Origin of the sequence: Rahnella perminowiae (genome assembly GCF_019049695.1) — a bacterium.
In the GTDB taxonomy this organism is placed as follows: domain Bacteria; phylum Pseudomonadota; class Gammaproteobacteria; order Enterobacterales; family Enterobacteriaceae; genus Rahnella; species Rahnella perminowiae.
Genome location: NZ_JAFMOT010000182.1, coordinates 1 through 15777, shown reverse-complemented (window position 1 = coordinate 15777; position 15777 = coordinate 1). Strand labels below are relative to the sequence as shown.

The window sequence follows — 15777 nt, the reverse complement described above, 5'->3', positions numbered from 1 at the left end:
CATGAGCTCTAAAAATGAAAACCATTAACAAAATCATCGCTATGTTCGCTAACTTCAGCCACTAAGCTGAATGTCACCTGCAATCATCGTGAAATAACGGCTGCCTGATGCAGCCGTTTCATTTTATAACCTCAAATCTGCCAGTCTTTTCCCCAAAGCGCCGTTAGCGTTTCAGGTACATTCACGATTTTGACTTTTTCAGCTCCCTGCCACTGTGCAAAACGGCTGATTGCTCCGTGTATATCTTTTGCCCTTCGTGAAGCCATCGTGACATCCGGCTCAAGATGCAGGCTTTTCACTTCCAGTATTTTTTCTTTGCGATGCATTTTTGCATCCACCCTGCCAATCAGCTCACCGCGCTGCAATAAGGGAAGTGTGAAATATCCATACTGGCGTTTTGCTTGTGGGGTATAACATTCGATCCGGTATTCGAAATTAAATAACGTCGACACACGTTTACGATCCCATACCACCGGATCAAACGGTGAAAGCAGCGTGGTGACGGTTGAACCGATCCGTGATTTGATGGCTTGTTGCAGGAGGGGAAACTGTTTGCGATGAACATAATAAGTACCTTCGAGCCCGGTCACTTCGATCGGTGTAATCTCCTCATCTGCCAGCAATTGTGCAATCACAGCCTTGGTATTCACGCGCCTGAGGCGGTAGTAGTCCGCCAGCCATTCAGGTTTGAAGATGCCGAGATATTGCGCCGAACGCCGCAGCATCTGTTGTTCCGCCACGGCCTGTTCAAGCGTTTGGCTCGCATCGTCCCAGCCTGGCATCACCCGTTCAGCAAGGTCGTAAACCCGATGAAAATTACGCCGCTCTGACACCATCAGTTTCCCGGTGGTAAACAACGTTTCCAGATGCTTTTTATGCGGCTTCCAGTCCCACCAGCCACTGGCAGACTTCTTGTCTGCACTGAAGTCTGCCGAACGTACAGGCCCCTTGTCGGCAATATGGCTCAACAGCGCCGCAATATCCGTCTGATGTTCATCAAACCAGGCTTGCGAAAATTTCCACCCCATTCCCTGAGGATTCAGCATCCGGTGGCGCAGGAGTCCGTAATCTTCGCTGGGAATAAAACAAGCCTCATGTGCCCAATATTCGAATATTTTTCCTGCTGAGAGTGCCTGTTCCAGCCACTGAGGATCGTAATTACCTAAGCGGCTAAACAGCACAAGATAAGGACTACGCGCAACGACACTTATGGTATCGATTTGCAGTAAGCCCATATCACGGATCGTGTCCACGACATCCGCTGCAACAGGCTTTCGGGTGACAGGCTCAAGAAGATTTTGCGCAGATAAATGCAGGGCGCGGGCTGAAGCAAGAGATATAACCGGGTGAGACATATCGGTATCCGTGGCAGCAATTTAACTGCGGATACCGATAGCATATTTTTACCGGAGCGTAAAATTCAACTCAACGGTGAACAACAAAACCGGACTCAGAATGCAATAACATCAGCCGCGGAAGGGCCGTGTGCTACGCTGCGGTAAGTGGTGAACTCAACCTTCTGACCGGCACTCAGAGATTTATTACCCGTATTTGCGATGGAAGTACGCTGAACATAAATTTCAGAAGAACCATCGAGCGGACAAATAAAACCGTAGCCTTTAGCCTGGTTGTACCATTTAACTAAACCCATTTTTAACATCATAATTTCTATCCTTTCTTTTGGGCATCCATGAACACACTTTTTTATTATTGTTCGGATGCGTTTGCCCATTGCTAAGTTATTTTTTTATAAAAAACCTCTAATGAGCGAATTAGTTTTAACGATTATTTTTATAACTTTCGCGACATCATATACACGTCGCATTGACCTTTTCAGGTATGAAAAACCCGCCATCCGGCGGGTTTTGCGCTGCTAATATGATGAACGATTAACGTTGTTTCATATCATTACGCTCGTCTCTTTTCAGAGCGCAATAACGTTAGCAGCAGCAGGACCGCGCGGGCTATCCTGAATGGTGTATTCTACACGCTGGCCTTCTGCCAACGTCTTGAAACCCTCGGTTGCGATTGCGGAGAAATGTACGAATACATCCTTACCGCCATCAGCTTGCTCAATAAAACCAAAACCTTTGCTTTCATTGAACCACTTAACCTGACCATTTTTCTTAGACATATTTAAAACCTTTTTACGAAATATAAAATCCTGCCATTCGGCAATGTGAGCCAATAGTTCAGACAATTACTTATGGGGAGGACTTAGAAGGTTCGTCTTGGAAGCGGAATCATGGGGAAACAGATAACGTCTGGGAGGAACTGCTTTACTCTACACTCATACATAAATAGCGCTGCAACACAGGCTGCATGCATTTACTCATAAGTTCAGAGCAATAGCAACCCCCGCTGCGTAATTATTCTGAACTCTAACGCCATAATAAAATATAAGTCTTTAAAATCAGAGGGGACGGGGATTTTAATCAGCTTAATTTTTTTATACAAGGTGCAGCTTTAAGGTCATTCAGCGCACTTAAGGCCTTTTTTCTAAAATCAGATCTGATATTTTTTGCAGTAATTTCTCGGCTTTCCTCCCTGTAATCTTTGCTTCAACCGGCAAATACCACCAGTCAGGTTGCGCAAAAGCCCGGCATTTCACCGCATCTTTTTCAGTCATAAGGAGAGTCTGGCCAGGTTGTATTACGGCAGAAAGGAGTGTGGCGGAATAAGTCCGATGATCAGAAAAAGCGATTTCCTTTTGCAGGACAACCCCTAGCTGTCTAAGCGTGGCAAAAAAACGAGGCGGATGTCCAATCCCCGCCATAGCAACCACATTTTTTAAGCTACCGGCATCACGCTGCTCTCCCGTAGCCAAATTTACCGCCTTACCTGGCTCAAGGATCATGGCCAGTTCACCAGCCTGTGCGGTACCACCATTTGTAATCACCGCATCGACTGAACGCAGACGCGATTCGCGTTCACGCATCGGGCCTGCAGGTAACCAGTGACCATTACCAAAACGGCGGACACCGTCGACGACGACAATTTCGATATCACGCTGCAGTGCATAATGCTGCAGCCCGTCGTCGGTAATCACGATGTCAAGCTCATGCTCCGCAAGCAATGCCTTCACGGCATCAGAGCGAACAGGAGACACCGCAACCGGTGCCCCTGTTCTTTGAAAGATCAGGACAGGTTCGTCACCCGCTTGCGCAGTTGACGTATTCTCGTTCAGGAGAAGCGGATAGCGTTCCGCTTTCCCACCGTAACCGCGAGAAACAACGCCAACACGAAAACCATGCTGTTGCAATGTTTCAACCAGCCAGATAACCACCGGTGTTTTACCGTTTCCTCCGGCGGTCAGGTTACCGACCACCACAACGGGCACCGGGGCCCGCCAGCTTTTTTTCAGCCCGGCTTTATAGCTATAACGGATCAGATTCGCGATCAGACCGTAAAGCCATGCCAGAGGCAGGAGTACAAGATATAGCGGTGATTTGCCTGACCAGATACGATCAATCATTGCCCAAATTGCATCCGGTAGAGTTGTGAGTAAACACCACGCTCTTCAAGCAGGCTCGCATGAGAACCACGTTCCACCACGCAACCATCTTCGATTACCAGAATCTCATCGGCCTTTTCGATAGTAGATAAACGGTGTGCGATCACCAGTGATGTGCGGTTTTTCTGCAGCTCATCCAACGCAGCCTGAATAGCACGCTCAGATTCGGTATCAAGGGCCGATGTCGCTTCATCAAGTATCAAAACCGGTGAGTCACGCAATAAAGCACGAGCAATAGCAATACGCTGACGCTGACCACCAGAGAGCAGAACGCCATTTTCACCAATGACCGTATCCAGCCCTTTATCCATTTTGCTGATAAAGTCCATTGCGTAAGCCATCGTCGCCGCTTTTTCGATTTCTTCGCGGGAGTACATATCCGTACGGGCGTAAGCGATATTATTGGCAATGGTGTCATTAAACAGATGAACGTTCTGAGAAACGAGGGCCACCTGATCACGTAATGACGACAGCGTATATTCCCGAAGATCATGGCCATCCATCAGGATTTCACCTTCCTGAATGTCATAGAAACGGGTCAGCAAATTCGCGATTGTCGATTTTCCTGAACCTGAGCGACCAACCAGTGCAACGGTTTTGCCTTCCGGCAGGCTGAAGGAAATATTACGCAAAGCAGGAATATCACGCCCCGGATAAGTGAAGGTCACGTTTTTAAACTCGACATCACCTTTTACGCGTTTGACTTCCAGTTTGCCCTCATCTTTTTCCTGTTCCATATCCAGAATGGAGAACAGCGTCTGACAAGCTGCCATACCGCGCTGGAACTGGGAGTTCACGTTAGTCAGTGACTTCAAGGGGCGCATCAGGGCAATCATAGAAGAGAACACAACGGTGATAGTACCCGCACTAAGCGTTTCCATCACCGACGGGAAGCTTGCCGCATACAACACAAATGCCAGTGCCAGAGAAGCGATCAACTGAATAATCGGGTCTGAAATTGAAGAGGCGGAAACCATGCGCATACCTTGCTGGCGCATACGGTTACTCACTTTATCAAAACGCGCGGTTTCAACTTTCTGACCACCGAAGATCAATACTTCTTTATGCCCTTTCAGCATCTGTTCTGCACTGGTCGTCACCTGCCCCATGGTGTTTTGCATTGTCTTACTGATATTACGGAATCGTTTAGACACCACGCGGATAACAACAGAAACAATCGGCGCAATCACTAACAGGATTACAGAAAGCTGCCAGCTGTAATAGAACATCATCACAAACAGACCAATGATTGACGCCCCCTCTCGTACAACAGTCACCAGCGCACTGGAAGACGAAGACGCGACCTGCTCGGAATCATAAGTAATACGGGAAAGTAAGGTACCCGTGGATTGCTGGTCAAAGAATGCCACGGGCATTCTCATCATGTGACCAAACAGACGGCGACGCATATGCATCACGACTTTGCCCGAAACCCATGAAATGCAGTAACTCGAAATATAGCCACTGATACCGCGCACAATCATCAGACCGATAACGACCAGGGGCATCCAGAGTAGTATGGAGCGGTCAGCTTTACCAAAACCGTCATCAAGTAGCGGCTTCAGCAAAGACAGCATGAAAGTATCACTGGCGGCGTTTGCGACCAGCGCAATAGCCGCAGCGATCAGCCCGGCTTTAAAAGGTGTGATCATCGGCCACAGACGACGGAATGTCTGCCATGTGGAGAGATCTTTATCGTTCATCATGCAATATCAACCAGCATCGAAAGAAATAGCGGTCTATTCTACTCATTATCTGCAGATACTCCAAACTGGCGGTGGTACCAACGGGGGATTAATTGCTCGCGTAAGCCTTTAATTGTCCAATAATCATCAAAAATGAAGAGGCTGAGTTGACCCGATACAGATGTTGAATGCCAGTCATAACGCGCTTTGTTGTATCTGCTAACAACTTTATGTGCCGGCAGATGCCATTTATTAAAACGGGAGGCTGATGCCAGTACGATAACCGGCTTGACTGCCCGTAGAAAAGGGGGTATCGATGAAGTATTGCTGCCATGATGAGGGACCTGAAGTGCCGTGGCTCGTAATGTGTTTCGCAACTTCCTGACCAGCGCTTTTTCCGTTTCAGCTTCAATATCGCCGGTCAGCAGCAAACTGAATGAACCATCATCAATGCGGATAACACAGCTGTCGTTATTCCGGGCATCGCCGGACATTTTCTCTGGCCACAACACTTCAAAATCCAACCCCTGCCACCGCCATTGCTCGCCCGCGATACATTTCAGATGATGCTGATCAGAAAGGGTACTTTCACGTACGCTGGCAGCAGGGTATCGGTTTTGCAATACGGTTAACCCACCCCGGTGATCTTTGTCATCATGACTGATAATTATCTGTTCCAGCTGGATATTCTTCCAGTTTAAAAACGGAATAATATTTTGTTCAGCGGCTGATCCGCCTTCCCACCTGTTGCCGGTATCATAAAGAACACCTTTGCCATTTTTGCTGATAAGAACAGACAAGCCGTGCCCGACATCAAGCATATCAATCCGCCAGCGCTCTGGTGGATTTCTGTTCATCCAGACGAAAGAAATCGCGAAAAGAGACAGCAAAAGTGAAAAACAATATCTCAACGGGCAAATCCGCCAGCACAATAGCACCAGCCATCCCATCAGGCTCACGACCAGAAAGGATTCACTCAATGGGGTCCAGCCGTCAGGTAATGCTTTAACCCCCCACAGGGCCAGCCTCAGGGTAACGTCAGCCAGTTGCCAGAGCACAGCCTGGACGTAACCTCCTAATGTATAGGGCACGGCGCTCATCAACAAGGCCAGTAATACCAGCGGGACGGTGAACAGCGAAACAACCGGCACGGCCCACATATTGGCCGGAAACGAAAAGAGGTTCATGCCATGGAAAATCCAGACCTGCAGGGGCCAGAGTAGAAGCGTCATCCCCACCTGCAAATGTCCCCAACGGCAAAATGCCCAATACCATGCCTGCTGAAACATTGCCGGCAAAGGTGCCCACTGAAACCAGAAAACCAGTGCCCCCACGGCAAAGCATGACAACCAGAAACTGTCAGATAATAAATTCATAGGATCGGCCAGCAAAAGCATGGCAACCACCCAAAGCCATATCTGCCACGGATGACAGCGGACACGGAACAGACGCAGCAGGATCCACATCGATACCGCTAACGCTGCACGAACTGCAGGTGCGTTGCCTCCGGAAAGCCAGGTGTAGGTCAGCAGAAAAGCGACGCTCACCAATAACGGAAAGCGATAGTCAATCATCTTTACCGGCATCAAAAACTGTATGCCACGTGCCAGCCACCATCCGAATAATGCCGCCACGGAGATATGTAAACCTGATATCGCCACCAGATGGGCGATGCCCGTCTGTTGCAACAGCAGCTTATCTGCCCTCTCTATTAATCCTTTTTCGCCAAAGGCCAGTGCGATCAGCACAGGCGTATTTTCCATCAGCGGCATCTTCTGCTGCACCCGCTGAATAAACTGCTGACGAAGCGAACTTTTCGCGTCAACTGGCTGACTGTGGCGGACCGTTGCTGTCAATGGCGCATGCTGAGCCAGCGCCCAGCGCTGGGCATCAAATCCGCCTTCATTGAGCATGCTATGGACGGGACGCAAGCTGACGGTCATATCCCAGCGCTGACCCGCAAAAAGTTCTTGCCCTCCCTCATCCCAGTTAGTGCGGAACATGATCGGTGGAAAGAGGATTTTACCTTCAACTTTTTCAATCTTGAAGAGTACAGAGGACGTGCTGGTGTTCCCGAGATTAATACTTTCTACCGCTGCGATAACATGCCGTTTTGTGCCCTGAAGCGCTGAAATCTGATGAAGTTGAATATCGCCCTGAAATGAAGCCCAACTGAGACTCAGCAGACCGATCGCTATCAGGCTGAATATTCTGTGATGTAGTCTGAAACAACAGAATGCACAAAGACACAGCATAACCCGTTGAATAACGCTGGGGAGTTCAGAAAAAATGAGCAGCGGCATCATGCCGGCAATAACCGCTAAAGCAGCCTCGTCCAGTGAGATTTTGATGTTTTACTTCCTTCACGTTGTTCAGACATATTTTCGTGCCGGAGTATGGTTTTCACGCGAAGAAGAGACAAGCAGGAGACCGAAACGCTGGGAGACGTTACGCAAATATTTTGTGATCAGAATTGAAAGAGAGATCAATTCATTAGTCGTAAGGCAAAAAAAACGGCACCTGGAAAGGTACCGTTTTACGTTCGCTATAGGCAGACATTTACGTCCAGGCGCAAGCCTTAGCCGTAAATATTCGCGCGGTCGCGCAACTCTTTACCTGGTTTAAAGTGAGGAACATACTTGCCGTCCAGCTCGACTTTATCGCCAGTTTTAGGGTTGCGCCCAACACGCGGAGCACGGTAGTGAAGAGAAAAACTGCCAAACCCACGGATTTCGATGCGTTCACCATCAGCCAAGGTTGCAGCCATATGCTCAAGCATCTCTTTCACTGCATCCTCAACAGCTTTCGCCGGGATATGAGAGTGCTGGCCAGCAAGTCTTTCAATAAGTTCAGACTTGGTCATAGTACCTCCAAGCTTTGCAGCTAAACTACCGTTTCGGGGCGACTGAGCCGCCCCCCGTCATTACTCGCCTTTTGCCGCTTTGAACGCTTCAGCCATAGCGTTAGAGAAGTTGCTTTCGTCTGGTTTGTTGTTAACAACAGCGATTGCATCTTTCTCGTCTGCTTCGTCCTTAGCACGGACGGACAGGCTTACTACGCGGTTCTTACGATCAACACCGGTGAATTTAGCTTCAACTTCATCACCAACGCTCAGAACCAGAGTTGCGTCTTCAATACGGTCGCGAGAAGCTTCTGAAGCGCGCAGGTAACCTTCTACGCCGCCAGCTAATTCAACTGTAGCACCTTTGGCGTCAACTGCTGTGACTTTACCAGTAACAATAGTACCTTTCTTGTTAACAGACAGGTAGTTATTGAATGGATCTTCAGCCAGTTGCTTCACGCCCAGGGAGATACGTTCACGTTCTGCATCAACTTGCAGAACCACAGCTGCGATTTCGTCGCCTTTTTTGTATTCACGTACTGCTTCTTCGCCTGCAACGTTCCAGGAGATGTCAGACAGGTGAACCAGGCCGTCGATGCCGCCATCCAGACCAATGAAGATACCGAAGTCAGTGATTGACTTGATTTTACCTTCAACACGGTCGTTCTTGTTGTGGGTCTCTGCGAATTGCTGCCATGGGTTGTTTTTGCATTGTTTCAGGCCCAGGGAGATACGACGACGTTCTTCGTCGATATCCAGAACCATAACTTCAACAACATCGCCCACGTTAACCACTTTAGATGGGTGGATATTTTTGTTAGTCCAGTCCATTTCAGAAACGTGAACCAGACCTTCAACGCCTTCTTCGATTTCTACGAAGCAGCCGTAATCAGTCAGGTTAGTCACGCGACCCGTCAGTTTAGTACCTTCTGGGTAACGTTTAGCGATAGCGACCCAAGGATCTTCGCCCAGTTGTTTCAGACCCAGTGATACACGGGTACGTTCACGGTCAAATTTAAGAACTTTAACAGTGATTTCATCGCCAACATTAACAATTTCGCTTGGGTGTTTAACACGTTTCCAAGCCATGTCAGTGATGTGCAGCAGGCCATCAACGCCGCCCAGATCAACGAATGCACCGTAGTCAGTGAGGTTCTTAACGATACCTTTAACTTCCATGCCTTCCTGCAGGTTTTCCAGCAGTTGATCGCGCTCTGCGCTGTTCTCAGACTCAATTACTGCACGACGGGAAACAACAACGTTGTTGCGTTTCTGGTCCAGTTTGATGACTTTGAACTCAAGATCTTTGCCTTCGAGATGCAGCGTGTCGCGAACAGGACGAACGTCTACCAGTGAACCTGGCAGGAACGCACGGATACCGTTCAGCTCAACAGTGAAACCGCCTTTAACTTTACCGTTGATAACACCGGTAACAGTTGCAGATTCTTCGTAAGCTTTTTCCAGCGTGATCCAAGCTTCATGACGTTTAGCTTTTTCACGGGACAGCAGAGTTTCACCGAAGCCGTCTTCAACAGCGTCCAGCGCAACATCAACTTCGTCGCCAACCTGGATTTCCAGTTCGCCCTGTGCGTTTTTGAATTGTTCTGCCGGGATTGCAGACTCAGATTTCAGACCGGCGTCAACCAGTACGATATCTTTGTCGATAGACACAACAACACCACGAACGATGGAACCAGGACGGGTTTCGATTGTTTTTAAGGATTCTTCAAAGAGTTGAGCAAAAGATTCAGTCATGTTGATAATCTTTAGGTTCTTAAGTTTAACGTCCATCTGGCGTCCTGCTGGATGGGGTTGTTTCAAATGCCCCGCTACAGATCCTTGCGGCGAGGTTAAAAAAAACTATAGCCAAAACCGGCACTGAATATTCTTCAGCACCAGATTAAGGCCAGATTACCGGGTTTGTTTTTGCGGTAATCCTAGAATTTCTGTGGCATAAGCCAGTGCTTTTTCGATGACTTCGTCGATAGACATACTGGTTGAATCCAGCAACAGTGCATCGGAAGCAGCCACTAAAGGCGCGATAGGCCTGTTACGATCACGGTCATCGCGTTCTTTGATCTCGGCTAAAAGCCGTTCAAAGTTAACACTAAAGCCTTTTTCCTGCAACTGTAGCATTCTTCTGTTTGCACGTTCTTCCGAACTGGCATCCAGAAATATCTTCACCGGTGCATCAGGGAAAACCACCGTACCCATATCGCGGCCATCAGCAATCAGACCCGGCGCATCGCGAAATGCGCGCTGCCTGCGCAATAATGCCTCACGAACACGGGGGAACGCCGCCGCCTGAGACGCAGTATTGCCTACCGTTTCGGTGCGGATTTCATTGGTAACATCCTCACCTTCTAAAATAACGTGCAATTGCCCGTCCTGAGCCACAAAACGAACGTCGAGATGTGCGGCAAGCGGAACTAACGCCTCTTCTGAGACAATATCAACCTGATGATGCAAAGCTGCCAGCGCCAAAACGCGGTAAATCGCGCCGGAATCCAGCAGATGCCAGTTAAAGGCCTCGGCAAGCGCTTTACACAACGTACCTTTGCCTGCACCACTTGGCCCATCAACGGTGATTACCGGGGCTAAAGCCGTCATTTTTGTCTCCTTTCGGTGGGGGATACCCGCTTCATTAGTCTCACAGGACTAATTCAGGAGCGGCATTATACGCTGCCTTTGCTGCAACTGTTACCCCACATTTTTCAGTTGCCTAAAAAGCGGACGGTTCTGAGCCTGAAAAATAAAAAAACGGACATCCTGGATGTCCGTTTATACAAGGGCAACCTCGTGAAAAGTTATGCCAGTGTGCTGATTGCTGCCAGACGTTCAAAATAGTCAGGGAACGTTTTCGCGGTACACTTCGGATCAAGAATGGTCACCGGCGTATCAGATAAGGCCACCAGCGAAAAACACATCGCCATCCGGTGATCATTATAGGTGCCAATGTCGGCAGACCTCAGCGAATGAGGCGGATCAATGCGAATGTAATCTTCGCCCTCTTCCACTGTTGCTCCGACCTTACGCAACTCAGTCGCCATCGCCGTCAGTCGATCAGTCTCTTTAACACGCCAGTTATAAATATTACGTAGCGTCGTCGGACCTTCGGCAAACAACGCCGCAGTAGCAATGGTCATTGCTGCATCCGGAATATGGTTCATATCCATATCAATGCCTTTAAGTTCACCGCGGGTACATTCGATGTAATCCTCAGCCCAGTGGATAGTCGCACCCATTTTTTCCAGTACATCTGCAAAACGAATATCGCCCTGCATACTGTTTTTGCCGATTCCGGTCACGCGAACCGTACCGCCCTTAATCGCCGCAGCGGCCAGAAAATAGGACGCAGAAGACGCATCGCCTTCGACCAGATAGGAACCCGGAGACACATACTGCTGACGGCCTTTGATGCTGAATTTCTGGTATCCGTGATTTTCGACGTCAATACCAAAGGTTTTCATCAGGTTCAGCGTGATATCGATATAAGGTTTGGAAACCAGTTCACCTTTAATCTGAATGGTAGTGTCGTTACCTGCCAGCGGGGCTGTCATCAACAGCGCCGTCAGGAACTGGCTTGAAACGCTGCCATCGACACTGACGTCACCACCACTAAAGCCACCGCGCAGGCGAAGAGGCGGATAGTTTTCCTGCTCAAGGTAATCAATCTGTGCACCGCCCTGACGAAGCGCATCGACCAGATGCCCGATCGGACGCTCTTTCATGCGCGGCTCACCGGTCAGCACCACATCCTGCTCACCCAGGCACAACGCCGCAGCCAGCGGACGCATAGCGGTACCGGCATTCCCCAGAAACAGCTCCAGACCTTTAGCATTGGAAAAAGCCGTGCCCAGACCTTCGATTTCACACTCTGTCCTGGACGCAGATAAATGATGCGTGACGCCCAACTGAGTCAGTGCTGTCAGCATATGGCGCACATCGTCGCTGTCGAGCAGGTTAGTCAGGCGGGTAGTGCCCTGTGCAAAAGCAGCCAGCAAAAGTGCGCGATTAGAAACACTTTTTGAGCCCGGTAAATTGATGCTGCCGTTAACCAGCGCAACAGGTTGTAATGTCAGGGATTCCACGCTTTCTCCAATTCTTTTTTTCATAAAATGACCCCGGACATTGAGCCGGGGTCATTTTTAAGGCTTCTTACTCAAGCATTCTGCGGGCCCGGAAGCCAGCACACTTAACCGTGACGTTTTTCGAATTCAGCCATAAAGTCGGTCAGTGCTTTTACGCCTTCAACAGGCATCGCATTATAAATAGATGCGCGCATACCACCAGCCACACGATGGCCTTTTAATGCATGCAGACCCGCTTCCTGCGCCTGATCAAGGAACAGTTTATCCAGAGAGGCGTCCGCCATCTGGAAAGGAACGTTCATCCACGAACGGTTCGCATCGGCGACAGGGTTGCGATAGAAACCGGTATGGTCAATGGCGCCATACAACAGTTCGGCTTTTGCGCGGTTGCGTTTTTCCATCTCACGCAGGCCACCCTGTTCTTTCAACCATTTGAACACCATGCCTGACAAATACCACGCGAACGTTGGCGGAGTATTGAACATAGAATCGTTCTCAGCCAGAACGGTATAATCGAGGATAGAAGGCAATTCTGTGCGCGCTTTACCCAACAGATCTTCGCGGACGATAACCAAGGTCAGCCCCGCAGGACCGATATTTTTCTGCGCACCGGCATAAATTACCCCAAAGCGGCTGACATCAATCGGGCGGGAGAGGATGCAGGATGAATAATCGGCTACCACGATTTTGTCACCAAAATCAGGCATTTCATCGATAGCGATACCATCAATGGTTTCATTCGGACAGTAATGAACGTAGGCAGAATCTGCACTCAGTTTCCATTCGCTCATTGGCAAAATACCACGTTTGCCATCGATCGTGGCGTTAACGTCAATCACGTTAGGCGTGCAATATTTTTGCGCTTCTTTGACTGCGCTGTGTGCCCAGTAACCACCGTCGATATAGTCAGCGGAGGATTTATCGCCCAAAAGGTTCATAGGTACTGCGGCAAATTGCGCACGTGCGCCACCATGACAGAACAGCACTTTATAGTTCGAGGGAATATTCAGCAGGTCACGGATATCCTTTTCGGATTCTTCAGCCACCTGGATAAATTCTTTGCTGCGGTGACTGATTTCCATCACCGAGGTACCCAGTCCGTGCCAGTTACAAAGTTCCTGTTCTGCACGACGCAACACTTCAGCCGGGATCATTGCCGGGCCTGCACTAAAATTATAAACCTGAGTCATTTCCCCTCACCACTTCTCTGAGACAGCCACATAGTAATCATTAATTTAACGGTTTTATCATCCGGGACAAGCAGTCTGCAACGGTTATTGATCATGAACTGATAAACAGCGATGAGAAGTTGGTCACAAGGTTCATTCCTCCCTGGAAAGCTGATTTTACAGGATTATCTGTTCACACCCGCACCGTGCTCAGCGCCCTCACCCAGGTGATATTCTGGCACCTTGAATAAGCAGCTTTTACCCGACTTTGAAGGATTTAATCAGGCTACACCGATGACAGGCATCGTGAGCATAAGCGTCCTCTAACCATTATACCTGCCGACCTCCCCGGTCCGACATCTTCATGCTGTCTGAAGCAGAGATCCGCCAGTGGTTACCAGATTCGCCGATAAGCTAAGCGCGTTACAACGCGATTACATTCTTAACACGAATACATGGAGCTCATGCGCAAAACCCCGTATCATTGCGCGTTTTTAGCACGCTCAAAAGTGAACTCAATGACCCAAACTTTTATTCCTGGTAAAGACGCGGCGCTGGAAGACTCCATTTCCCGCTTCCAACAAAAACTCACCGATCTTGGCTTTAATATCGAAGAAGCTTCGTGGCTGAATCCGGTTCCCCACGTCTGGTCAGTGCACATTCGCGATCGCGACTGCCCGCTGTGCTTCACCAACGGTAAAGGTGCCAGCAAGAAAGCCGCACTGGCTTCTGCTTTGGGTGAATACTTTGAGCGTCTGTCGACTAACTATTTCTTCGCGGATTTCTATCTGGGCAAAGAAATCGCTAAGGGTGATTTCGTTCATTATCCGAACGAGAAGTGGTTCCCGCTTCCGGAAGACGACAGCCTGCCGGTGGGTATTCTGGATGAGCGCCTGCATGCATTTTATGATGCCGATAAAGAACTGGTGGCCAGTGATCTGATCGACCTGCAATCCGGCAATCCTGATCGTGGTATTTGTGCCCTGCCGTTTACCCGTCAGTCGGATCTGCAAACTGTTTATATTCCGATGAATATCATCGGTAATCTCTACGTTTCCAACGGCATGTCAGCAGGCAACACTGCCAATGAAGCTCGGGTACAGGGGCTGTCAGAAGTCTTCGAGCGTTATGTGAAAAACCGTATTATTGCTGAATCAATTAGTCTGCCTGAAATCCCTTCGGAGGTTCTGGCGCGCTATCCTGGTGTGGTTGAAGCCATCGCAAAACTGGAAGAAGAAGGTTTCCCTATCCTTTCTTATGACGCCTCGCTGGGCGGCAATTATCCGGTCATTTGTGTGGTTCTGTTCAATCCGGCTAACGGCACCTGTTTCGCCTCCTTTGGCGCACACCCTGATTTTGGCGTAGCACTGGAACGTACGGTGACTGAGCTGCTGCAGGGCCGCAGCCTGAAAGATCTGGATGTCTTCACCGCACCGACTTTCGACGATGAAGAAGTTGCCGAACATGCCAACCTTGAAACCCATTTCATCGATTCAAGCGGTCTGATTTCGTGGGATATGTTCAAGCAGGACGCCGACTATCCGTTTGCTGACTGGAGCTTCAGCGGTACCACTGAAGAAGAATTTGCGACCCTCATGGCTATCTTCGATAAAGAAGATGCTGAAGTGTATATCGCCGATTACGAGCATCTGGATGTTTATGCCTGCCGTATTATCGTTCCGGGCATGTCTGACATTTATCCTGCTGAAGATTTACTGCTGGCAAATAACAGCATGGGTGCGCATCTGCGTGATCAACTGCTGGCATTACCAGACAGTGATCTGCCAAAAGAAACCTATCTTGAGATGATCACACAGCTTGATGATGAAGGTCTGGATGATTTTACCCGTGTTCGTGAACTGCTGGGTATTGCCAGCGGCAAAGACAACGGCTGGTATACCTTACGTGTCGGTGAGCTGAAATCTATGTTGGCACTGGCCGGTGGTGATTTGGATCAGGCGCTGACGTGGGCTGAATGGTCGCATGAGTTCAACTCTTCTGTTTACAGCGATGAGCGCAACAATTATTACCGCTGCCTGCAAACCCTGCTGCAACTCTCTCTGGAAGCAGAACGCGAGCCGGCTCAGTACTATAACGCTTTCGTGAAAATGTATGGTCAGAAAGCGGTTGAGGATGCTTCAGCGGCTATCAGTGGAGAAGTCCGTTTCCACAGTTTGTTTGCTGTCGACCCTGAGCTGAAAGCATTACCTGCCCATCAGGCGCTGCTTGGCGCATATGAAAAGCTGCAAGTCGCCAAACGTCGCCACTGGTCGAAAGCCTGATCCACTGACACGATGAATCCTTTAAAACCGGCAGGATTTACTGCCGGTTTTTTATTTATAGAGCCAGCATCCGTTCACTAAAAAGCCTAAACTTTTGCTGTTCTATTTATGCACAAAAGTTTGACTCGGCAACTAAAATGACGTGTAATTCTGCGCAAAATAATACCCGCCTGTCTTTTTCACGGTAAAAATAG

The 15777-nt window shown here is 49.0% G+C and carries 12 protein-coding genes; 1 reads left to right on the top strand and 11 read right to left on the bottom strand.

Going from position 1 to position 15777, the window contains the following annotated elements:
• Positions 1-131 precede the first annotated feature (131 nt).
• The 11 genes from J1781_RS16680 to serC form a co-directional block, all read right to left on the bottom strand.
• Positions 132-1355, bottom strand: a complete 1224-nt coding sequence (locus J1781_RS16680; protein ID WP_217139096.1) for a winged helix-turn-helix domain-containing protein — start codon at positions 1353-1355, stop codon at positions 132-134.
• A 95-nt stretch (positions 1356-1450) separates the two neighbouring features.
• On the bottom strand, positions 1451-1663 hold the full coding sequence (locus tag J1781_RS16675) for a cold-shock protein (RefSeq protein WP_095922608.1): 213 nt from the start codon (positions 1661-1663) through the stop codon (positions 1451-1453).
• Between the two features lie 261 nt (positions 1664-1924).
• Positions 1925-2134, bottom strand: a complete 210-nt coding sequence (gene cspE / locus J1781_RS16670) for a transcription antiterminator/RNA stability regulator CspE (RefSeq protein WP_129952493.1) — start codon at positions 2132-2134, stop codon at positions 1925-1927.
• A 351-nt stretch (positions 2135-2485) separates the two neighbouring features.
• Positions 2486-3475, bottom strand: coding sequence for a tetraacyldisaccharide 4'-kinase (lpxK, locus tag J1781_RS16665; RefSeq protein ID WP_129952492.1), 990 nt, complete (start codon positions 3473-3475; stop codon positions 2486-2488).
• Positions 3472-5220 carry a lipid A ABC transporter ATP-binding protein/permease MsbA gene (gene msbA / locus J1781_RS16660; protein ID WP_129952491.1) on the bottom strand — a complete coding sequence of 583 codons (1749 nt, stop codon included), beginning with the start codon at positions 5218-5220 and terminating at the stop codon, positions 3472-3474. Before msbA ends, lpxK begins: the two co-directional genes overlap by 4 nt.
• 38 nt (positions 5221-5258) lie before the next feature.
• On the bottom strand, positions 5259-7538 hold the full coding sequence (locus J1781_RS16655; RefSeq protein ID WP_269154563.1) for a ComEC family protein: 2280 nt from the start codon (positions 7536-7538) through the stop codon (positions 5259-5261).
• A gap of 239 nt (positions 7539-7777) precedes the next feature.
• Positions 7778-8062, bottom strand: coding sequence for an integration host factor subunit beta (gene ihfB / locus J1781_RS16650; protein ID WP_013574835.1), 285 nt, complete (start codon positions 8060-8062; stop codon positions 7778-7780).
• 60 nt (positions 8063-8122) lie between these two features.
• Positions 8123-9796 carry a 30S ribosomal protein S1 gene (rpsA, locus tag J1781_RS16645; RefSeq protein WP_095925166.1) on the bottom strand — a complete coding sequence of 558 codons (1674 nt, stop codon included), beginning with the start codon at positions 9794-9796 and terminating at the stop codon, positions 8123-8125.
• Between the two features lie 156 nt (positions 9797-9952).
• Positions 9953-10651, bottom strand: coding sequence for a (d)CMP kinase (gene cmk / locus J1781_RS16640; RefSeq protein WP_129952489.1), 699 nt, complete (start codon positions 10649-10651; stop codon positions 9953-9955).
• 197 nt (positions 10652-10848) lie between these two features.
• Entirely contained in the window at positions 10849-12132 is a 1284-nt protein-coding gene (aroA, locus tag J1781_RS16635; RefSeq protein ID WP_129952784.1) for a 3-phosphoshikimate 1-carboxyvinyltransferase, read from the bottom strand.
• Between the two features lie 104 nt (positions 12133-12236).
• The gene (serC, locus tag J1781_RS16630; protein WP_129952488.1) at positions 12237-13322 is read right to left on the bottom strand and encodes a 3-phosphoserine/phosphohydroxythreonine transaminase; all 1086 of its coding nucleotides are present in this window, start codon (positions 13320-13322) and stop codon (positions 12237-12239) included.
• A 497-nt stretch (positions 13323-13819) separates the two neighbouring features.
• On the opposite strand from serC, the gene ycaO reads away from it, so the two are divergent.
• Positions 13820-15583: a 30S ribosomal protein S12 methylthiotransferase accessory factor YcaO gene (gene ycaO / locus J1781_RS16625; protein ID WP_217139093.1), complete on the top strand. Its 1764-nt coding sequence runs from the start codon at positions 13820-13822 to the stop codon at positions 15581-15583.
• Positions 15584-15777: the final 194 nt, after the last annotated feature.